The sequence below is a fragment of the Candidatus Paceibacterota bacterium genome, from assembly GCA_035530615.1.
Lineage (GTDB): Bacteria > Actinomycetota > Actinomycetes > Nanopelagicales > Nanopelagicaceae > QYPT01.
Window position 1 is genome coordinate 557987 of sequence record DATKUL010000002.1, and the last position, 21447, is coordinate 579433.

12 protein-coding genes and 3 rRNA genes are annotated in these 21447 nt (G+C 49.4%); 6 read left to right on the forward strand and 9 right to left on the reverse strand.

Features of this window, described 5'->3' with window-relative positions; genetic code table 11:
* Positions 1-465 precede the first annotated feature (465 nt).
* From VMW30_05805 to VMW30_05820, 4 genes are all read left to right on the forward strand, one after another.
* A complete protein-coding gene (locus VMW30_05805; protein HUW87872.1) occupies positions 466-1725 on the forward strand; it encodes an SEC-C metal-binding domain-containing protein in 1260 nt (419 codons plus the stop codon).
* Positions 1691-2254, forward strand: coding sequence for a hypothetical protein (locus tag VMW30_05810; GenBank protein ID HUW87873.1), 564 nt, complete (start codon positions 1691-1693; stop codon positions 2252-2254). The genes VMW30_05805 and VMW30_05810 overlap by 35 nt, the downstream gene beginning before the upstream one ends.
* Positions 2255-2465: 211 nt before the next feature.
* The gene (locus tag VMW30_05815; protein HUW87874.1) at positions 2466-3860 is read left to right on the forward strand and encodes a HEPN domain-containing protein; all 1395 of its coding nucleotides are present in this window, start codon (positions 2466-2468) and stop codon (positions 3858-3860) included.
* A 33-nt stretch (positions 3861-3893) separates the two neighbouring features.
* Positions 3894-4043, forward strand: coding sequence for a hypothetical protein (locus VMW30_05820; GenBank protein ID HUW87875.1), 150 nt, complete (start codon positions 3894-3896; stop codon positions 4041-4043).
* A gap of 33 nt (positions 4044-4076) precedes the next feature.
* Here VMW30_05820 and VMW30_05825 read toward each other — a convergent pair whose 3' ends face one another.
* The 3 genes from VMW30_05825 to VMW30_05835 all read right to left on the reverse strand — a co-directional run bounded on the left by VMW30_05825 (position 4077) and on the right by VMW30_05835 (position 7284).
* Positions 4077-4850 carry a DUF5677 domain-containing protein gene (locus VMW30_05825; protein ID HUW87876.1) on the reverse strand — a complete coding sequence of 258 codons (774 nt, stop codon included), beginning with the start codon at positions 4848-4850 and terminating at the stop codon, positions 4077-4079.
* A 320-nt stretch (positions 4851-5170) separates the two neighbouring features.
* A complete protein-coding gene (locus VMW30_05830) occupies positions 5171-5917 on the reverse strand; it encodes a hypothetical protein (GenBank protein HUW87877.1) in 747 nt (248 codons plus the stop codon).
* 92 nt (positions 5918-6009) lie between these two features.
* Entirely contained in the window at positions 6010-7284 is a 1275-nt protein-coding gene (locus VMW30_05835; GenBank protein ID HUW87878.1) for a hypothetical protein, read from the reverse strand.
* Between the two features lie 703 nt (positions 7285-7987).
* On the opposite strand from VMW30_05835, the gene VMW30_05840 reads away from it, so the two are divergent.
* Both VMW30_05840 and VMW30_05845 read left to right on the forward strand, forming a co-directional pair.
* Positions 7988-8590 carry a hypothetical protein gene (locus tag VMW30_05840; GenBank protein HUW87879.1) on the forward strand — a complete coding sequence of 201 codons (603 nt, stop codon included), beginning with the start codon at positions 7988-7990 and terminating at the stop codon, positions 8588-8590.
* 689 nt (positions 8591-9279) lie between these two features.
* Positions 9280-11292, forward strand: coding sequence for a hypothetical protein (locus VMW30_05845; protein HUW87880.1), 2013 nt, complete (start codon positions 9280-9282; stop codon positions 11290-11292).
* Positions 11293-12026: 734 nt separating this feature from the next.
* Here VMW30_05845 and VMW30_05850 read toward each other — a convergent pair.
* The 6 genes from VMW30_05850 to argH all read right to left on the reverse strand — a co-directional run bounded on the left by VMW30_05850 (position 12027) and on the right by argH (position 21445).
* Positions 12027-13055, reverse strand: a complete 1029-nt coding sequence (locus tag VMW30_05850) for a hypothetical protein (GenBank protein HUW87881.1) — start codon at positions 13053-13055, stop codon at positions 12027-12029.
* A gap of 96 nt (positions 13056-13151) precedes the next feature.
* Positions 13152-13268: ribosomal RNA gene (rrf, locus tag VMW30_05855) — 5S ribosomal RNA — on the reverse strand.
* A 73-nt stretch (positions 13269-13341) separates the two neighbouring features.
* A 23S ribosomal RNA gene (locus VMW30_05860) occupies positions 13342-16436 on the reverse strand.
* Positions 16437-16752: 316 nt separating this feature from the next.
* Positions 16753-18267 (reverse strand): 16S ribosomal RNA (locus VMW30_05865).
* The 16S, 23S and 5S rRNA genes sit together here, the layout of an rRNA operon.
* Positions 18268-18743: 476 nt before the next feature.
* Entirely contained in the window at positions 18744-20021 is a 1278-nt protein-coding gene (tyrS, locus tag VMW30_05870) for a tyrosine--tRNA ligase (protein ID HUW87882.1), read from the reverse strand.
* Positions 20018-21445: an argininosuccinate lyase gene (argH, locus tag VMW30_05875; protein HUW87883.1), complete on the reverse strand. Its 1428-nt coding sequence runs from the start codon at positions 21443-21445 to the stop codon at positions 20018-20020. The genes tyrS and argH overlap by 4 nt, the downstream gene beginning before the upstream one ends.
* Between the last annotated feature and the right edge of the window lie 2 nt (positions 21446-21447).

Genomic DNA, 21447 nt, shown 5'->3' on the forward strand with positions numbered 1-21447 from the left:
CTATCAACCTAGGGGATCTGGTGAACTTCTTCGTGGACTCCCGGCGCCCAATTTCATCCCATTAGCGCACGACAAGCCTGTCCACGATTTTGCCCATCTTGCCCAAAATTTGCCCATATAAAATCGTAATTTTGCATTAGGTCTTGCACACTTCTCAAGCAAAGAAACTTACTGGAATAGGCGTGCAAGAGCGCACCAGAGAGTTGTAAAACAGAAGAGTCGCCCTATAAGCCGGCAAAGCTCCTTCCATTCAATCGCTGGAGCATGCTGACACCACGGGCTCGTCATGGTCGATCACCTGGTGGTCGTCGGCGAGGGCTGGTACAAATCGGCTCTTCTCGAAGGGCCGTAACCAAAGACCCTTCTCATGGTCACACCCTTTAGTTAGCATCGATCCATGTGTAACTCAATACCTCAAACACATTTATCGTCGCATAACTGTTCCAATTAGGAGACTCTGATTCAATGACTGATGAGATGAGCTATGGAGATGCCATGGAAGACGAAGTGCGCAAAATTGCGGCTCGTCTGGGCGTTGCCGACTTCGTCTACACCGTTCCAATACTTTCCAAGGGGGCTGGCGGCAGTCGAGAGGTCGGCGACGCCCTGCTTATCTCTAATGGACGCGGGGCAATCATTCAGGTAAAGACCCGTGAACCAAATTCACGCTCCGAAACTGGCGAGGCATGGTTGGCTAAGCACGGCGAACGAGCGTACCGACAGGGACAAGGAACTCGACGACAGATTGGCGAAAAGCAAAAGTCCGGAGAGATACTCACTGCGTACCCTGTTCGCACAGAAAACTGGGCTCTAAAGGTTCGGGGAGAGGCTGCCCTTTCGTTGGACATGGATGTCTCAGGCTGGCCAACCATCATCGTGGTGGATCATCCAAATGTGGACGGAACTCAACCCACGAGAACCGATGCGTTTTGGATTACGCCTGACGATTGGTTAATGCTGAATCGTGCCATCCGATCAGTAACGGGACTATTGATCTACGTAGAGCGCTCTCTCGAAGCCGGTCCAAGAGTCTGCCCGCCACTAGGCCATGAAGACGAGCGATTTCGTCAAATGGTCCAAGCAGACGCAGTTTTCTCCTCCACAGGCGGGAAATCGAGTCGTCCCTGGCTGACTGCGGATTCTCTGAACGACCCGACTGGAGCACAGCTCTATCGAGAACTCCTTGAAAGGATCTGGCCAGAAAACCCAGAGGAGCTACCTCACGTACCGATTGGGGATGCGCGGCGGATTCTGGAATTTCTCGATGGCGTACCCCCTAGCATGCAAGCTGAAGCTGGTCGGTGGATTCTAAAAAAGCGTTCCGAAATAGTTGACGGAGTGTGGGCTTCCGGCGCATTGATGTTCAACAGTGAGCGTCTGTTTATCTTCGGTTGTTCACCGGCTAATTCGTTCGTAGATATTGAACACTTCGATGCCAAGCTTGCCTCTATCGCATGTGTTCGAGCTAAGGAAATTTCTATGCAAGGAGTCGCTATCACATCTCTTCTTGCCGTCGGCCACATAGTGGGAGATGGCTATATCGACTATCGGTACATCTATATGGAACCTCCTCGCGACGCTCCTGCAGAACTGATGCGGTCAATTAGACATCACCATGGAATGTTCAACCTGAAAACTCGCGAGGTGAACCTCATCAAAGCTGAACGCAATGCGAGATGTCCGTGCGGAAGTGGACTCAAGTTCAAGTACTGCGATAGGGCTTAACCTATCGACCAGGGTCTGCTCAGCGAAACCTAAGCGGAACAAGCTCCTTCCTAGAAGAGGCGCAGTCCTTGTTTCGGCTCGATGTGGCACATCAGCAATCATCGCGTTTTACATCAACCTTGCCTCACTAAATGTAGTGGGCGAACTTGTGGTTCAGATAGTTGGCACATTGGTTGCCCTGATGTCGCTCGTGGCCAAGCATCAAGGTGGCAAGTCGCTTGTCGTCGGGCGGTTCATGGATGGTGTTCTGGTCGTCATCGGATTGAGCTTGTTGATGTTCACTACAGTCAACCTCGCCGCGCATTGGCAAGACATGGATCTTAAAACGACAGGGATGACGCTTGCGATGTCGATTTGGTTGCCACTCGCCCTGTTGCCCTTCATCTACGTACTCAGTTTCTATGCCGCAGCCGATAGAGTATTTACAATGTTGCCGTACTCGAATGAACGCAAGAAACCGAATTGGAAGGCCCGCCTCGCGGTGTGTCTGCCGATGGGGCAATTGCTCCATCGGCGCTGTGAGCCATAGAGCTTTCAATGAGTCAACGCCAAGGGCCACTGTTAGGCAAATCGGCCTTCATCCGGCGAATGCTCCTTAGGTCTGAATTGGACCAGGAGTGCAAAAGATTGCCTGAAGTGCACAGTCCGAGCTACATGAGTAAGGTTCAATGCATCTCGGGTTATGAAGGAAAATGCTTGAAACGATTTGATTACTCTGGCTGCCCTGCCATGATGTATTCATGTCCAACGTAAACCTTAAAGCTTCGAAAATCACGCCAAATGAGATCGGGGGACAAGGAAAGTGGTGGCTCCCAACATCCCCGGGCAAGACGGTGACCGGCATTTTGACTTACACGCCTACTGCGGGTGGAGTTCTTGAAATTTTAGGAAGCTTGGAGCCAATCGCTGGGACGGAATTCGATTCAATAATTTTTGGCGAGATAAAGGGCAAACTTTATACGCTTGATCATGGGTTTAGAACTCAGGAGCTCGAAGTATTCCCCAGTCCATCAAGTGAAGAAACTTGGATGTGTACGACGATATTTCGTGGCGCGCACCTACCGAACGCATCCCTGACTGTCTTTAGCAGTTGTGAAATCGAAACCCAACTTTTTCAAGGATGGGTGTATCGACCCAGACCACTGATTACTTCGAGAACGCGAACAAAACTTCGAACCTCAATCGAAACGCCCTCCAGCTTAGCCGCGAACTTGGTCAATGGACGAAATCTGACTTTTCAGTGGAGAAGGTCGTACAACGTTGGGTTATTGGAAGTTTCGGCAGATGTCACGCCCCTAATGAGAGTCACCCAAGTAAACGAAAGTCTCTACTGGATTCATGACGAACTAATAACTCCACTGATTTATTTGATTACGTTTTGTATGGGTAGCCCTGACAGCGTATCTCGTCTCACGGTTACATTTGAAGACCATGAGTTGAATGCGATCACCCCTATTGAAGTGTTTGAGATGCGCAGCCGTCCATCCAATCAGCGCAATGTCCCACTATCACCGCATGAGCATATGATTCAATTGAGTGAAGTTGAGACTAGATTCGAGAATTTCATCAATGATTGGTTTTCACTATATTCGGGCTCGAAATACGCTTTCATGGACTACTTTGCAACTCTATTCAATGAGGGTATGTACGCCGAAGAGATGTTTCTACGCATAATTCGTAGCTTGGAGAGCTGGCATACGAATCATAATAAGGGCATGAAATCTTCTGATTATTCCGTAATTCGGCGAATTCTAAGATCCATGAAAACTGTCTTACCCCCTCATGAACTTAAATTGATCGAAGATAAACTAAATCAGTTTAATGGACCTTCTTTGCGAGAAAGATTGGTTGTGCTCATTAATAACACCGAAATAGATATACGGACTTTCTTGACGGCGAAAAAGGATTTTGTAGTGCTTTGCCTAGCGACAAGGAATAGATTTACCCATCATTCTATTAAGCGCAAGGTTTTTGAAGGTGAGGACTTGTACTGGGCTGAACAGTTCTTGACCGCGATATTTATATGTGAGGTAATGGCTAAGCTGTCATTAAGTAAAGCCGAAATCCAAAGAAATCTTCAAAGATCCAGATTCGGAAGGTTAATTGATTCGAAGATTCAAAAGACTTGGCCCTAAAGGAATGATTGACTTAGACACTACTCATTTACTGTGAAAACTAGCCGACTCTTTGATAATTGGACTGTCATCTATTCCCCTGCGTCGGTATTGAGCGAGATTCCAATTTCGACAAATACGCTCATTCCCGAGCCGATTTCTCTGCTAGCAGTCTCACTTTTCATTGATGCAATGACCGCTTGAGGCCAAGTCCCTTCGGGCGCACTCCGCAGTTGTTCATATTCCTCTAATTGTTCGAATGACATGAAAACGATCGGCAAGGTTTTGGATTCGCGAACTCCAGGGCCTATCAGTCGTCATCTGATCCCAAGCCGTCAGCGTAAGGATTAAGGACACGACCTGACTACCGAATGCTTGTTCAACCCATTCGTATCGTGGCGACAATTCAATTGCGTATCCTTTTTCAGGATCTGCAAACTCATGCTTCACGTGCAAGTATTGGTGCAAAATGCTCTGTCCTGCATGAGAAACCTTGGATAACTTGCGGTACGGCAGATAGAGTGATTCTCCCCCGGCAAATCTCTTAGAGCGTTCTAGATGAGAGTGCGAAGCTGGAGCATCAAATTCAGCGAGTTTTTCAACTGCTGCATTCACTTGAGCGCGCCTTTCCTCAGACACGGGGACATTTATGTCTAGCATGTGCCTCAAGAGTTTCTGCTCTTGCACGGCATACCCATAATTCATTGCTTTTACTGCATTAGGTGTAACAGACACCCACGCCGCCGTGATTCCGCACTCAAGTGTCAATCGGATGAGAGGGATGGATTGAAGGTACATTCCATGCTCTGCCAGCAAAATCACTGATTCCGTGAGCGAAATTGCGTGTTCCGCTATTGTTCGAACGCACAGGCCCGTGTCGAAACTTTCGTCGACCTCCGGTACCTGAATTAGATCATCCCCATTTTGCCAAATATCCATGAGTTCTCTCATGCCCCCAAGGGATTTTTCGAGACTTGGAATTTGATGGCTATCCAAACTTGCTTCATTCATACCTTCAAGTTAGAGCATTGCGCTGACACGAAGGCTCCGAGGTAGAAAGGTCGAGAATCTAAGGCTCAAGGGTTCGATCAAGACTCCCCGTGCCTCTTTCATCCCATCCGAACGCCTCGATTTACGCCTAACAACTTCTCAAATCGGATTTCTCAATCCTTCTGATCGCTTTCTTTCCTTTAACGCCGTTTGATATCGCTTTGAGCTGAATAAAGTTGCCGTGTTCTCATGGGCAACGATAAGGGACCATCTTCAGTGCGCCCTTAAGAGCAACTGTTTCCCTTTCTTGAACGACTTGCAGAGATTATGACCCGAATGCCTCACTTAACCCGAGTTATCTTCCCTTCAAAATATTGCCATCGGACGTCATGAGGCCCATCAAAAAATGTTTCAGGGAGAGGCGCGCATTCCGAACTCACGGTTTCAAAAACTGCGCAACGGTAGGAAATTTCTTCAATACCAAGTTTTCCCTCCTCTGCCTCAACCAATTCCTTCACCATTTCTATATCAACCTGTTCCTTCGAAAAAAGTTCTTTGATAAAGCCATCAAGGTATTCTCGATTCTTTTCATGTTTAGTAACAACCACAACAGCGCTGACATATTGGTGATCAGTAGTTAGTTTCCCATTCCGACCCACCTGGTTCTGAGCTGAGAATCCCGTGCCTGGCCCAGGAGTGAATAGTGTGGAAATATCGCCGTACATAGCAGAGATGACGAATGTATCCCCTAGATTTACGCCAGCATTTAGCGGATTCGCAAGCACGACAATAAGTGGGGTACTGGGATCTCTAAACGGTTTGAGTTGCTTAGCCGCGGCAGATATTTGATTCCGAACGGGAGCGACTAGCTCTCCAACGGAACGGGTAATCAGAGTTCCTGGGTTAGCCATCATCAAAGCTTCGATTCCTTGTGCTTCGAATTCCTTTACTTCGCATATAGCTCGAATCGCGTCTCTAAAGATGGCGAAGTCTGGCCTCTTTACTCCCCCAAGATCTGGTTCGAATTCGTAGGTATAGCCGTGAGAGGAAAGAGAGCCTGCAAACCATCTCTCAGATTCGGTTTTCATGGTCGACTAGTTATTCACTTTTGGTTGAAAAGGCGATGCATGTCACCCTTCGCACTCCAAACTTGACGGTTCGAATTCCATTTTCGACGGAATCAACCCAAAACTGCAAAATTCTCTAGCCATATATCTTTCGTAAAATTCGTAACTGGGACATCCGCGTCCTTCTCGAAACTATAAATCTCCGCACCAAATTCATCAGTATTAAAATTTAAGGTGGAAAACATTACCGAGTCATTTCCCAAGGAGGTTAATTCAGAAACGTACTTAAACGGCGCGATATTCACACATCTAATTAATGTATTAACCAAGTTAATCTTGCAGAGTTCGTTCAGCGCAAGCTGTACTTCCCCTTTTGATTTGACAAAATAAAGAGTATTTCCATCTGATGAAGTCTGCATCTGACTCAAAGATTTCATTCCATCGGGCTCACTGAATAGCCAATTAATTCCCGAGTTCTCTGCATAATCAAACATTGAACTTGATCTCGTCTTCATATCCAAAGCTTTCTTAATTGTTATAGTTGGGGCATCTTGATTGAGAGACAAAATGAAAGAGCGTGGTGTTGTGGTCTGTGCAGTCGCACCCTCCCACAGGAGCTCTAAACTCAGATACAGTTTATTAGAGTGATGGTCCGCCCTCAGCCCTGAAATGGAATACCCATAAGCACAACTCCTATCGGTAGACGAGTAACAATATGTAGAAAAAATAGGAGTCAACTCTCCTGAGGAGGTGTCGACTCGGTAGACAACTGATCTCACACCATCAATCGGTTGAAACTTGGTCAGCGCATAAACATATTTTGGATCTCTCCCAAAGTTCGCGCCCGTAAACCAAGAGTACGAGAAAATATCCGGATGCTTTATTTTGTCTAATGAGACACTTGATATATTTTTGTCTTTTAGCCCACTGACAAAGAAGGAATTATTGCAGGAGGAAATGCAGGAAATAATTTTATCTTGCCAAATATCCAAGGGTTGAAAATTGCCAGGATAAGCCGTTTGATAGTCCAATCCGTCGACTATGAAGGCATAATCGGATTTCAAACTTTGCATTACCAAACTAAGATTCATTACCCCGTTCCGCTTTTTAACCCAAGCCATTCCAGCTAACTCATTTACTATTTTTGGTGCAGTTGTTTGCGTTGGCGTAGGGACCGGGGTTATTTTGGAGGCAGGTTTTACTGCCACCCCCTTATTCCAAATCGACGTAATACCTGACTTAATGCAGGTGTATTTCTTTCCGGAAACAATTGATGTTTGACCAAGTTTTTTGCAAACTGCGCCTGACTTGACTGCCGAATTCGCCGGCGACACTGATAGAATAATTATTCCTGCGACACTTACAAGGCTGAGTAGAATCCGCTTCATATCCACAAAGTAGCCCTTTTCCCGCGTCTTTTCTATAATGGATAAATTTGCGTAAACACGATGTTCATATTGAGTCCTGCGATTCAAGAGCCTGAGGTCAAACGCATGCCGACGATACGTATAAGACGCAGGAACAGTGGCGAGTTGAGACTACATCTTCCCTACCAGGTCATATTCAGGGGGTAAAGAAAACTAGGACTCCATCCAGGGATGGCTAGGAAACAGTATTAGTTAAGTTGTACGGCAACTCGCCCCGTAAATTAGCAACCCTGGAATATTTGTCCGTTTCCATTCCGATTGCTATAAGAATTTGGACGAAATTAGACGAAGCTCTGCATAACTCGAAACTTGACGAAATGAGCACAAGCGATAGTGTTTCAGCGTAAATGTGTGCGTGAAGCACTTTCTACGGATCAGAAGATTCGGGGTTCGAATCCCTTCGGGCGCACAAGATCCAGCAACCCCACCAATCGTTAATGCAACCCTTAAGAAAGACCTCCCTAAAGGAGGTATGGGCAACCGTCTGTCCTACAAGTCGTTAATGTCCTCTTAGCCGGAATGGCGAATTATCAGAAATTTTCAATAAATCAATGAGGATCCGAACTTGAACACCCCTTGGCCGTTAGAATCTCGGTTTATGGTGACGCGAAAGAGTGTAACTGAGTTCAGATCTTATCCCCTTGTACGCATCTTTCTGAAGGAATTGATTCTGATCGAGCAAGTGATGCAGCAACTAAAAAGTAGTGATTCTGAGATTCTTGTGGAAACTGAAACGTGGACGGCCAAAACGCTCCAAGAGTTAAAAGACGCCGACCCCCAAGAAATGTCACCTCGGAAATTGAGTATTACGTGTGTCGAGCCTACATTGTCCATTTCAATAGAGCGGGGATCGTTGTCCAAGTTGTACGCGGGGGACATCAATGATCTACGTGTCCGCGGTGCCGTTGACAAAATAGATTCAATTCTGAAGGAATGCAAGGCGGCGCCTTTTGCGAGGTTCTTTGGTTCAACCAGGGGTTGGGCGGTCATACTCCTGCTTGGAGTCATTATCAATGGAATACTCATTCTAGGTAACGTCGATAATGCATTCGTGACTCCAGGCATGCTTGCATTTATCGCGGTCGGTTTTGCCGGGTCAACTATCGGAGTGGATAGATTGAGTCGTAAATCTTCTGCCAACCTATTTAATCGCGAGATCAGAATTGGTTTTTTTCGACGCAACAAAGATCGCATTATTTTAGGCATTTTCTTTACCGCGCTAGGTGCAGCGTTAACGTGGCTCGGCACACGGTTGTCTCAGCACTGACTTTACTTGAAATAGCAACATAACTCGGGAACCCCACCAATCGTTGGTGTAATCCTTTCCACGCCGTGATCTATAGGTGGGTGTGAGCGCTCGGCTGTTCTGCAAGCCGTTAGAAGCTCCTAAGCGCTTCAATGGTCTATTGACGAATCGGCTCCTAAATTCTAAGTTCCTAATATGAATGAAATGGGAATAAGCATGCAGGACCTTCAAGGGCGCTTAAGACCGTTGGCTATGGTAAGTGGACCAACCGCGTTGAATGACAGTGTTAAGGAACTTAAATCGTGGGATCACGCTGACGACATGGCACGGGATTTTGGAGTGGATCCGAGAATGATCACATGGGGGCCCGGCACCTTGGATTGGTGCAAATCAGAATGGGGTGAGCCTCCTACAAGGAACTAGGTAAAGCTCCTATCTTTGGAACTTCCCTTGCTTTGGTTCTTTCGCATGAAAGAACAAAGCCTTGTTTCAGTTGCTAGGTGTAACCACTTTTCGAGCCATTAACTCACTCATTTCATAAGTTAGTTTGAGTAATGGTCGGTGAATGCCGCGACGTCGAGAGCAACGGACACCGGGTGGTACGTACTACTAGCAACGGCGGCTTCGTGCATCCATTATGTTTGCGCGAGTTTTGGCCGAAATAAGGGTTCTTAACCTTCCAATGATTGCTATTCCATCAAATGAGTCGCATGATTACCATCATGAGCTATCGGAAACTCGTCACGGTCTTGTTAACTCTCCTTCTGAGCATACCCACTACATTGGCTTCAGCTGCGGGAAGCCTTGGGGTCAATGGCATTCTTCAAATTCAAACCCCCTTCCCGCTTTCCGTGCCTGCAACAAGTGACAGAATAGATATTTCGGTTTCATTGCCGAGTTCCGTCACCCTTGGCTCCAACGATGTCATCACATGGTCTGCATCCGCGACTATGGAGACAGTCAATGGTTGGGCGACTTCGTTCTCGAGCAGTGGCGAAAGCACGTACACGGATGGTTACTTCCAAATCACTTCTCTTGGGCGAAGCGCGACCATCACTTTCATTCCGCCAACGCTGTCAGGTGATTATGCGATACATATCCAAGCAGCCATTGGTTCACACACTTACGATGTGAGTGGCAACATTCATGTGGGGAGCAATATACCTCCTCATTACTGGCTTGATTCAATTTCAGGGGCTAAATCCACGATTCTAAATCCCAGTGTGGGCAAAGACTTGCAAACAACTATCGGCTTCATCGGTTCTGGAGTGACAGACGTTACCCCCGTCAATTGGAAAGGCGAACCATTAAAAGATGGGGGTTACGCTAATGATGGACAGACGGTGAAATTTCAAGTCAAATATCTCGATTACTTGAACCAAGGCTTTGCATTAAAGTTGCATCTGTGGAGTTGTAGCACTTGGATAATGGAATGTCTCAATTTTTACAAGACTGTCCCAGTTACTATTGATTTTCCGCCACCTACACAAACGGTTTCTGCGTCATGTGAAGATGTATACAAAGAAAAAGAAACTTTTTGTCACCTTTCCCCAGACAGCATGGACCCTACTGGAACGAAGGTTCAGCAAGGTCAAAATGTTAAAATGACATGGAGTGAATCTGTGGATGGTGCAATCACCAAATCTGGAACTGTCGATGGTCTTATTGGCGCTGATACACAAGTCGCCATCGGTCCGGGGACAAAGCCGATAACTTTCTCAGCTAGAATTGTGGGCCAAAATGTAGACGTTACGACAACTGCTCCATCTCACGCTTATTCTTTGTTAGAGACTGTTGGAGTGGTTTGGAGCATTAGTTGTCAGCAGTCCAGTGGAATGGCAAAGTGTATCGCGAAGCCCAGTGTTGTCCCGAAGACAGGCTTTGATATGCCAGCGACAATTCCGCTTCAAGTGGTGTCCAATAGTTCTGGAATACGGAAAACGCTAATTTCTGTAAGTGTCGTTCCCAATGGAAATTACAGTTTTTCAGTAGCCGTCAGCACGAAAATTCAATCTCTTAATGTTCGCGTCAGTCCCAGTGATTCAGGGGCATCTTGGAAGAATCCATCGTTTATCATGCCCTTATCTAATGGCGATGTAAGTGTGACGCTTAGTTGCCCGACTTACATAACAAGCACCTTCGTATGTACAGTTTCTCCAAAATCCCAGGTTCATTCGTCCCAGAAGATAACTGTCTTAATACAAAGGAGACCTGGAGAAACGGGTTCGTGGAAATTGGACCAACAGGTGCAACTTAATCTTGGTCAGAGTAAGAAAGTTACTCTCAAAGGGAATGGACGTGCCCTCCAGGTTAGAGCATCACTGAAGGGATTTTCCGGAACCAGTAAAATCTTTAGTTGGGCGGATGCGCAACCAAAAGCAAAAACTGGGCTCTTTACCGTAGCCAACACAATTTCCGCTCTTGAGTTGTCTCTTGGGGTTAAATTTGAATATGGCGTTGCGATACCTCTTTGGTGGAACGGCGTCCATCTCGCAGAAGGGTATTTTACTACCGATGCTTCAAACCTCTTTATCATGATTTATCCAAGCGCAGGTGGTCTGCAAGGGGATGATCCCCGTTCTCTACAGGTCATGCAGCAAATGGGTAACAGAAATGCGCTTGTATGTAACAACATGTGGATTGTCTATCCTCCAAATATCAAGCAAAAAATTTCCTCTGCGGTAAATTCAGTTGCACTTGCTAACAAAGTCAGTTGTAACTAGAGCAAAAAGGTGGGAAATATTCCAATTTACGAGCGCATGTTCTTAGGCGACAGGCGGCGGCACATCCGTTCCCACTCTTCCCTACGCCCGAGGCTTTGGCATTAAAGGCCATGCCGTAGATTCCGAGCGCCACAGACTATTTAGATTGCCACTAAACCTACGTACCCTTGCCCGACTTTCTTGCCCGACTGCCCGACTTTCTTGCCCGTGAAAAATCCTTTATTTGCGATAAGTGCTGTCAGAATTTGTTGCACATAAATCGGGAAAGCGTGCGGAGTTTTTACCTCCGCACCCCGAAATGAGAGAAAAGCCGCCCTATAAGCCGGATCCTGCCCTCCTTTAGAACGGACAAAACTTGGAGCAACGCATGCTCAGCAATGAATTCTGGGGACTCCCAAATCCTGATATCTACACTCCTTTTACCTCCCGAAGAAGATTTATTAGTGACTTCAAAGTCTGACTTAACGTTTTAACGTGTGGTAAACAGGTGAGCAACCTAGGATATTTTGAAGAGTCTTACAGCCCTTTGACCCGCTCAAATATTTCGTTATATTAGAAAAACTGAATATGTGCGTCCCTGCCAGGTGACTCTTAGTCATCTGGCAGGCGTTTCAATCCGGGACTGGCCTACATTTGTTCAAAAACTTGGAACGCCGAATCTCTATTGATATCGAAGTTAGTGGGTAGTTCATTTTCACTACGGTCGATCAATGTCGGGGAAGAAGAGAATAGCGTTACGAGGTTTGTGAACGCTCCAACGCATCTGTCGAGCCATCACGATCCAACTGCGCACACTTTCCAAACCATTCCTTAGCCTCAGACTTTCGTCCAGCGGCATCAAGCGCATCTGCATATGCATAACGCAATCGGACTGACCATTCAGCACCTTCAGTTTTCAACTCTTTGCAAGTTAAAGTGATGACGGCAGCATCCAACTGACCCATATCGCGTCGGGCCCCGGAGGCGACAATTCGCATCTCAATCTCTTCTGCCTTCTCCAGTTTAGTTACTTCAGGAGAGCCAGCCATGTCGAGCGCCTTCTGCGGGCGACCTAACCCTCTCTCGCAATCAGCCATCACGGGCCACGTGGAAACATCTCCGGAAATCCTATGAGCCGCTCTTAGTTCACGAAGGGCTATTTCATATTTGCCCGCACGATAGGCGGCGTATCCTGCTGACTCACGAGCAACTGCAAGACGACCTGCATGATGTGCAGCAGCCATTCCATGCAGGTAAGCGCGCTCTGGATCTGAATCAATAAATATTCCGACACAAACTAAATGCCGTGCAACGACTTTTGCATTATCCGCAGAAAGGGAAAGCAATTCTGCCCGTGCAGACTTCTCTAACTCTTCGCCCGTAACTTCATCGGGAATAAGAGGTTCAACAATTCGTGGACGAAAACGCGTCGGGTCACTGGAACGCCCCATCGGAGTTCGCGGGGAGACGGCACGACTGTTTCGGTCTCCGGCAGTCTTGGAAATACCTGGACGTCTTGCACCGGCGCGATCCGGTCTTCCACCTCTTGGGCTATCCGAACGTGGACGATCTGAAGTTGGTCGGTCCGAACGTGGACGATCTGATGAACTACTTTGTGGACGCGATGTAGTGCTGCTGGAAGACGGTCTACTGCTTGAAGGACGGCCGGATGATGGCCTTCCACTTGAAGAAGTACCCGATGTTGAACGTGATGACGGACGGCCAGATGAAGGACGGCCAGATGAAGGACGTGAACCCTTACATGGCGGGCGTCGTGAATCCATGTCCTTGCTCCATTCCGAGTGAAGATCCTAATTTCAACTATAGATAGAAAATAGAGAAGGGGCACTTAGTTAAAAGTGCCCCTTCTCTTAAAGGATGTTCGGCAACGTTCTACTCTCCCACAAGGTCACCCGTGCAGTACCATCGACGCTGTGAGGCTTAACTTCCGGGTTCGGAATGGAGCCGGGTGTTTCCCTCACGCTATGGTCGCCGAAACTCTATTGAGATATCAATCATTTGGTTCTCGACCGTATCTCGAGAACCACACAGTGGACGCGTAGCAGCTTTGTAGTTAAATCCTCGGCCTATTAGTACGGGTCAGCTCCAAGTCTTGCGACTCTTCCACTTCCCGCCTATCAACCCAGTCGTCTAGCTGGGGGCCTTACCCGGTAAACCGGTGGGAAACCTAATCTTGAAGCGAGCTTCCCGCTTAGATGCTTTCAGCGGTTATCCCTTCCGAACGTAGCTAATCGGCGGTGCTATTGGCATAACAACCGACACACCAGAGGTTCGTCCGTCCCGGTCCTCTCGTACTAGGGACAGCCCTTCTCAAGTTTCCTGCGCGCACAGAAGATAGGGACCGAACTGTCTCACGACGTTCTGAACCCAGCTCGCGTGCCTCTTTAATGGGCGAACAGCCCAACCCTTGGGACCTACTCCAGCCCCAGGATGAGACGAGCCGACATCGAGGTGCCAAACCTTGCCGTCGATATGGACTCTTGGGCAAGATCAGCCTGTTATCCCCGGGGTACCTTTTATCCGTTGAGCGACGGCGCTTCCACAAGCCACCGCCGGATCACTAGTTCCTGCTTTCGCACCTGCTCGACATGTCTGTCTCACAGTTAAGCTCCCTTGTGCACTTACACTCGACACCTGATTACCAACCAGGCTGAGGGAACCTTTGAGCGCCTCCGTTACTTTTTAGGAGGCGACCGCCCCAGTCAAACTACCCACCAGACACTGTCCCTGATCCGGATTACGGACCGAGGTTAGAAGTTCAAAACGATCAGAGTGGTATTTCAACGTTGACTCCACAAACACTGGCGTGCCCGCTTCACAGTCTCCCACCTATGCTACACAAACCGTTCCGAACACCAATATCAAGATATAGTAAAGGTCCCGGGGTCTTTCCGTCTTTCTGCGCGTAACGAGCATCTTTACTCGTAATGCAATTTCGCCGAGTTCACGGATGAGACAGCGCTCAAGTCGTTACGCCATTCGTGCAGGTCGGAACTTACCCGACAAGGAATTTCGCTACCTTAGGATGGTTATAGTTACCACCGCCGTTTACTGGGGCTTAAGTTCTCAGCTTCGCCTTGCGGCTAACCAGTCCCCTTAACCTTCCAGCACCGGGCAGGCGTCAGTCCGTATACATCGTTTTGCAACTTCGCACGGACCTGTGTTTTTGGTAAACAGTCGCTTGAGCCTGGTCTCTGCGGCCTTCTAACGCTTCGGAAGTAAATTCCTACACGTCAAAGGGCCCCCCTTCTCCCGAAGTTACGGGGGCATTTTGCCGAGTTCCTTAACCACGATTATCTCGATCTCCTTAGTATTCTCTACCTGACCACCTGTGTCGGTTTCGGGTACGGGCCGCTATAAATCTCGCTAGATGCTTTTCTCGACAGCATAGGATCATCCACTTCGCCATACGGCTCGGCATCAGCTCTCAGGATATGTGAGACGCGGATTTGCCTACGTCTCTCCCTACGACCTTACCCCGGGACAACCATCGCCCGGGTTGGACTGCCTTCCTGTGTCACACCATTGCTTAACTACTACCACACCACTCCGCGCGCTCCATTCACTCGACAAAAGCCGAGCTCACTTCAGGCGCAAAAGCTTTAGTGGATTCGTTATGGGCGATTTAAAGCGGGTACCGGAATATCAACCGGTTGTCCATCGACTACGCCTGACGGCCTCGCCTTAGGTCCCGACTTACCCTGGGCGGATTAGCCTGGCCCAGGAACCCTTGGTCTTTCGGCGGTTGGGTTTCTCACCCAACTCTCGCTACTCATGTCTACATTCTCACTCGTGTGACTTCCACGGCTGGATTCCTCCGCCGCTTCACCAGTCACACGACGCTCCCCTACCCATCCACACTCCTGGACCTTACGGCCGGGATAGTGTGTGAATGATAGAACGTCGGTGGCGTGCTTGAGCCCCGTTACATTGTCGGCGCGAAATCACTTGACCAGTGAGCTATTACGCACTCTTTTAAGGGTGGCTGCTTCTAAGCCAACCTCCTGGTTGTCTATGCGACTTCACATCCTTTTCCACTTAGCACGCGCTTTGGGACCTTAGTTGCTATTCTGGGTTGTTTCCCTCTCGACGACGAAGCTTATCCCCCGCCGTCTCACTGCTGCGCTCTCACTTACCGGCATTCGGAGTTTGGCTGATGTTGGTAAGCTTGTAGGCCCCCTCGACCATCCAGTAGCTCTACCTCCGGCAAGAAACACGCAACGCTGCACCTAAATGCATTTCGGGGAGAACCAGCTATCACGAAGTTTGATTGGTCTTTCACCCCTACACACAGCTCATCCCCTAATTTTTCAACATTAGTGGGTTCGGTCCTCCACGCGGTCTTACCCGCGCTTCAACCTGGCCATGCGTAGATCACCTCGCTTCGGGTCTAGATCATGCGACTCATTCGCCCTATTCAGACTCGCTTTCGCTACGGCTTCCCCTCGACGGGTTAACCTTGCCACATAACACTAACTCGTAGACTCATTCTTCAAAAGGCACGCAGTCACAACTTACGTCGCTCCTACGGCTTGTATGCACACGGTTTCAGAATCTATTTCACTCCCCTTTCGGGGTTCTTTTCACCTTTCCCTCACGGTACTAGTCCGCTATCGGTCACCAGAGAGTATTTAGGCTTAGCGGGTGGTCCCGCCAGATTCATACCGAATTCCTCGAGTTCGGTATTACTTGGGATACCAGTAATGAGTTAGCTGCGTTTCGATTACGGGGGTCTCACCCTCTATGCCGGACTTTCCCACGTCCTTCATCTACGCAATTAATTTTTGACTCATTGAACGAACGGCAGTCCATTCCAACTGGTCCCACGACCCCGATACTGCAACGCCTGCCGGCTTGACACAGTATTGGTTTAGCCTCTTCCGCTTTCGCTCGCCACTACTAACGGAATCACGGTTGTTTTCTCCTCCTGTGGGTACTGAGATGTTTCACTTCCCCACGTTCCCTTTACCCGCCCTATGTGTTCAGGCGGGAATAACCAGACATTACTCTGGCTGGGTTTCCCCATTCGGAAATCCTCGGATCACAGCTCGGTTGACAGCTCCCCGAGGCTTATCGCAGCCTCCTACGTCCTTCATCGGCTTCTGGTGCCAAGGCATCCGCCATGTGCACTTAATAATTTGACCACAAAGATGCTCGCGTCCACTGTGTAGTTCTCAAGCTACGGGCGGTACTCAGTATGCCTTGGCCACCTTTACCCTTAAAAAGGATCTGGTTTGACCTGCTTACTAAGTCCAGAAGGTGCGGCGCTAGCCGTCCCCTCAGGACCCAACAACGTGCCTAGTTAGTTTTCATAGAGAAGAGCCGGTTCCACTCTTAATAACCTACGGCGCAAGCGCTGCAGGTTTTCGGTTGTACTAGGGATTCTAAAATTCAATAAACCTAAGTCAATGCTCCACGTAAGCAACCTCGAAAGGCGCTTACATCTAAGGAACTCCTTAGAAAGGAGGTGATCCAGCCGCACCTTCCGGTACGGCTACCTTGTTACGACTTCGTCCCAATCACCGATCCCACCTTCGGCAGCTCCCTCCTTGCGGTTGGGCCACTGACTTCGGGTGTTACCGACTTTCGTGACGTGACGGGCGGTGTGTACAAGCCCCGGGAACGTATTCACCGCAGCGTTGCTGATCTGCGATTACTAGCAACTCCGACTTCATGGGGTCGAGTTGCAGACCCCAATCCGAACTGAGACCGGCTTTTTGGGATTCGCTCCACCTTGCGGTATCGCAGCCCTTTGTACCGGCCATTGTAGCATGCGTGCAGCCCAAGACATAAGGGGCATGATGATTTGACGTCATCCCCACCTTCCTCCGAGTTGACCCCGGCAGTCTCCTGTGAGTCCCCAACTAAATGCTGGCAACACAGAACGAGGGTTGCGCTCGTTGCGGGACTTAACCCAACATCTCACGACACGAGCTGACGACAACCATGCACCACCTGTATACCGACCTTTTACAGCTATGACATTTCTGCCATATTCCGGTATATGTCAAGCCTTGGTAAGGTTCTTCGCGTTGCGTCGAATTAAGCCGCATGCTCCGCTGCTTGTGCGGGGCCCCGTCAATTCCTTTGAGTTTTAATCTTGCGATCGTACTCCCCAGGCGGGGCACTTAATGCGTTAGCTGCGTCGCAGAAACCGTGGAAGGTTCCCACAACTAGTGCCCACCGTTTACGGCGTGGACTACCAGGGTATCTAATCCTGTTCGCTCCCCACGCTTTCGCTCCTCAGTGTCAGTAATGGCCCAGAGACCTGCCTTCGCCATTGGTGTTCCTCCTGATATCTGCGCATTCCACCGCTACACCAGGAATTCCAGTCTCCCCTACCACACTCTAGTTCGCCCGTATCGAATGCAGGTCTGGGGTTGAGCCCCAGATTTTCACACCCGACGTTACGAACCACCTACGAGCTCTTTACGCCCAATAATTCCGGACAACGCTTGCACCCTATGTATTACCGCGGCTGCTGGCACATAGTTAGCCGGTGCTTCTTCTGCAGGTACCGTCACTTTCGCTTCTTCCCTGCTGAAAGCGGTTTACAACCCGAAGGCCTTCATCCCGCACGCGGCGTCGCTGGGTCAGAGTTTCCTCCATTGCCCAATATTCCCCACTGCTGCCTCCCGTAGGAGTCTGGGCCGTGTCTCAGTCCCAGTGTGGCCGGTCGCCCTCTCAGGCCGGCTACCCGTCGTCGCCTTGGTGAGCCATTACCTCACCAACAAGCTGATAGGCCGCGAGGTCATCTTCTACCGAAAAACTTTCCAAACTCGGTGATGCCACCAAGTTTCATATCCGGTATTAGCCCCGGTTTCCCGGAGTTATCCCAGAGTAGAAGGTAGATTCCTCACGTGTTCCTCACCCGTTCGCCGCTAATCCATCCCCGAAGGGATCTCATCGCTCGACTTGCATGTGTTAAGCACGCCGCCAGCGTTCGTCCTGAGCCAGGATCAAACTCTCCATAGAAAGTTTTTATCTGGCGTACAGACTATTAATAACTGACGTTATTTTTTTGTCTTTACCAAAGGAAATCAACGGGTATAGCTTTTTGCTCTCCAGCAAAGCTGGAAAGCTAGTGCCATACCTCATTGAGGTATTACTTCGTGGTCTCACTCCGTCACGCTCAAAACCCGAAAGTTTTCAGACATGGCAAGAGGAGCCACATTGGCATTGACTTATGGCACGCTGTTGAGTTCTCAAGGTACGGATGCGCACTGCTTCCGAAGATCTCTCTTCATTTTCAGGGCAGACCCACAAATCTAGTCCAGCGGCGCTTGTGCAGTCAAACCGCACGCAAACCACTAACTTCGAATTTGAAGGAAGTTCTTGCTGTCCGGCCTTAAATCGTCCGGTGCACTGCAAGGAGCGTAACTATATGTGGCGTCCCGCCTAGGGTCAAATCGAGATCGAACCGAGAGTGGGCTCCCTTGAAAAACCTTGATTTATAAGGCTTTTTTCGAAATCTCCACGGCAATGAGGTCACGCTTGCCTTTTCTCAGGATGGCAAAACGGCCGAAAAAGAAGTCTTTTTCCGCGGGCGCAAAGTCCTCACCGGCGATTTTCGCGTTATTGAGATATGCGCCACCCTCTTTCACCACCCGCCGAGCCGCAGACTTTGAATCCACGACCCCGGATGCCGCCACCAGGTCCACCCAGGTTGGGATTTCCTGGCGGGAGGCCACAAATACGTGTGGAAGTTCGGCTAGCGCGCTCTCCAGCGTGGCCTCATCCAGCTCTGAGAGCTCGCCCTGGCCAAATAGCGCCCGCGCGGCGGCTTCAACTCGTTCGCAGTCCTGTGACCCATGTACGAGCGTCGTGAGTTCGCGGGCCAATGCGCGGTGCGCCGTGCGTGCACCAGGATTTTCATTATGGGACTTTTCTAGTTCATTAATTTCATCGTGTGAAAGAAATGAAAAAACTTTGAGGAATTTAATGACATCTCTGTCATCGGATGCCAACCAGTACTGGTAGAACGAGTACGGAGATGTCATAGCCGGGTCAAGCCAGACATTTCCCGCAGCGGTTTTACCAAACTTGGTGCCGTCGGCCTTCATCAACAGTGGAACAGTAAGCGTATGAGCACTTCCACTCTCAACGCGACGGATTAAATCAAGTCCGGCAACGATATTGCCCCACTGGTCCGAACCGCCGACCTGCAAGGTGCAATTAAACCGACGGTAGAGTTCGAGGAAATCTAAAGACTGCAGTACTTGGTAAGAAAATTCCGTGTAGGAAATCCCTCCGCTTTCCAAACGGGCAGAGACAGATTCCTTTGCCAACATTTGATTGACGCTGAAATGCTTTCCGATGTCACGAAGAAATTCGATGGCCGACATTGGAGCGGTCCAATCAAGGTTATTGACAATGCGCGCAGGATTGGTTGGCGCTTCAAAATCCAAGTACTGAGAAAGTTGCTCGCGAAATCTGCTCGCCCATTGCTCCACTACCTCTTCGCTGTTTAGAGTTCGCTCTTCGTTTCTTCCGCCCGGATCCCCTACTAACCCAGTTGCGCCGCCGACGAGGGCGATCGGATGGTGCCCTGCCAACTGAAAACGGCGCAGCACCAGCAGAACTACCAGATTGCCTATCCCCATACTTGGAGCAGTGGGATCAAAACCAATGTAAAGCGTAAGGGGCTTTTTCAAAGCCTCTCTCAGCGCTGCTTCATCCGTTGACTGCGCGAACAAACCACGCCACTTCAGGTCATCGAGTAAGTTCATTGCCCCATCATGCCCGAAAAGCGTTGACTCTCGCTGGTAATCCACGAATGGTTCTGGGCGATCTGCGATTCGAGAGTAGCGATTTGAGAAGTTAACTGAGCAGGTGCCGTGCCACCAAATGTGCTGCGCGAAGCAAGCGCCCCGGCGACGGTAAGTACGCCGCGAACTGCGGCTGTCAGGGCCGGGTGAATCGCTATGAATTCATCATCCCTTAGTTCGTGCAATTCGCGACCGGTCGCCTCACACTCACGCACGCACTCTCCGGCGGCTTCATGGGCCGTCGCGAATGGAATACCAGCACGTACCAGGAAATCAGCAATTTCAGTGGCCAGTGAAAATCCAGTTGAGGCTGACAGCGCCATCTTCTCCCGATTGAAAACTGTCGTATCAATCATTCCGGAAAATGCCGGGATCACGAGGCTCATCGTGTCGATTGAGTCGAAGAGTGGCTCTTTGTCTTCTTGTAGATCACGGTTGTATGCAAAGGGCAAGCCCTTGAGCATGGTCAGGACGGTCGTGAGGTTTCCAATAACCCTTCCGGCTTTTCCGCGCGCAAGTTCGGCAATATCAGGGTTCTTCTTCTGGGGCATGATGGAAGACCCCGTCGCGTATGCGTCATCAAGTTTCGCCCATCCAAATTCAGTCGAGGTCCACAAACACCACTCCTCTCCCATTCGAGAAAGATGAAGTCCAACCATAGTGATTGCAAATAATGCCTCTGCGACAAAATCTCTATCACTCACTGCATCAATACTGTTGGCAATCGGCGCTTTGAATCCCAGCTCTGCTGCACTCGCGGCGGGGCTGATCGGAAGGGATGATCCCGCCAGGGCTCCCGCACCCAGCGGCGAGAACGATGTTCGTTCGTACCAATCATGAATTCGATCAACATCTCTTCCCAATGCGTGCGCATGCTTGGCAAGTTCGTGGCCGAAGATCACTGGCTGTGCATGCTGAAGATGGGTGAAACCTGGCGCAGGAGCATCTGCATACTCCGTCGCCTTTTTTAGGATTGTCGACTGCAGATCGCAAACAAGTCCAGCGACATGGAGCATGTGATCAATGGCGTACAACCGCAGATCGGTTGCAACTTGGTCATTTCGCGATCGACCCGCGCGAAGTGCACCGCCAAGTTCGCCTAACTTCTCAGTGAGTCCACGTTCGAGTGCACTGTGAACATCTTCATCGGTATCGTTCGGAGCGAATGCACCAGAGCCAACTTCACTTTGCAATTGCCGGAGGGCGCCACGAATGAGAGACGCATCGGCAGTACTCACCAGTCCCCCATCCGCAAGTCCCTGTAAATGAGCAAGCGAGGATCTCAGATCGTAAGGCGCCAATCTCCAATCAAACTCAATACTCCGCGACAGGGCGAAAACCGCATCCGCCGGTCCATGCGAAAATCTTCCTCCCCAGAGCGCCATGA

Coding starts and splice junctions, on each gene's coding strand:
- VMW30_05805 (HUW87872.1), top strand. CDS start 466: ATGACTGATGAGATGAGCTATGGAGATGCCATGGAAGACGAAGTGCGC.
- VMW30_05815 (HUW87874.1), top strand. CDS start 2,466: ATGTCCAACGTAAACCTTAAAGCTTCGAAAATCACGCCAAATGAGATC.
- VMW30_05825 (HUW87876.1), bottom strand. CDS start 4,850: ATGAATGAAGCAAGTTTGGATAGCCATCAAATTCCAAGTCTCGAAAAA.
- VMW30_05830 (HUW87877.1), bottom strand. CDS start 5,917: ATGAAAACCGAATCTGAGAGATGGTTTGCAGGCTCTCTTTCCTCTCAC.
- VMW30_05835 (HUW87878.1), bottom strand. CDS start 7,284: ATGAAGCGGATTCTACTCAGCCTTGTAAGTGTCGCAGGAATAATTATT.
- VMW30_05845 (HUW87880.1), top strand. CDS start 9,280: ATGATTACCATCATGAGCTATCGGAAACTCGTCACGGTCTTGTTAACT.
- VMW30_05850 (HUW87881.1), bottom strand. CDS start 13,055: ATGGATTCACGACGCCCGCCATGTAAGGGTTCACGTCCTTCATCTGGC.
- tyrS (HUW87882.1), bottom strand. CDS start 20,021: ATGAACTTACTCGATGACCTGAAGTGGCGTGGTTTGTTCGCGCAGTCA.
- argH (HUW87883.1), bottom strand. CDS start 21,445: ATGGCGCTCTGGGGAGGAAGATTTTCGCATGGACCGGCGGATGCGGTT.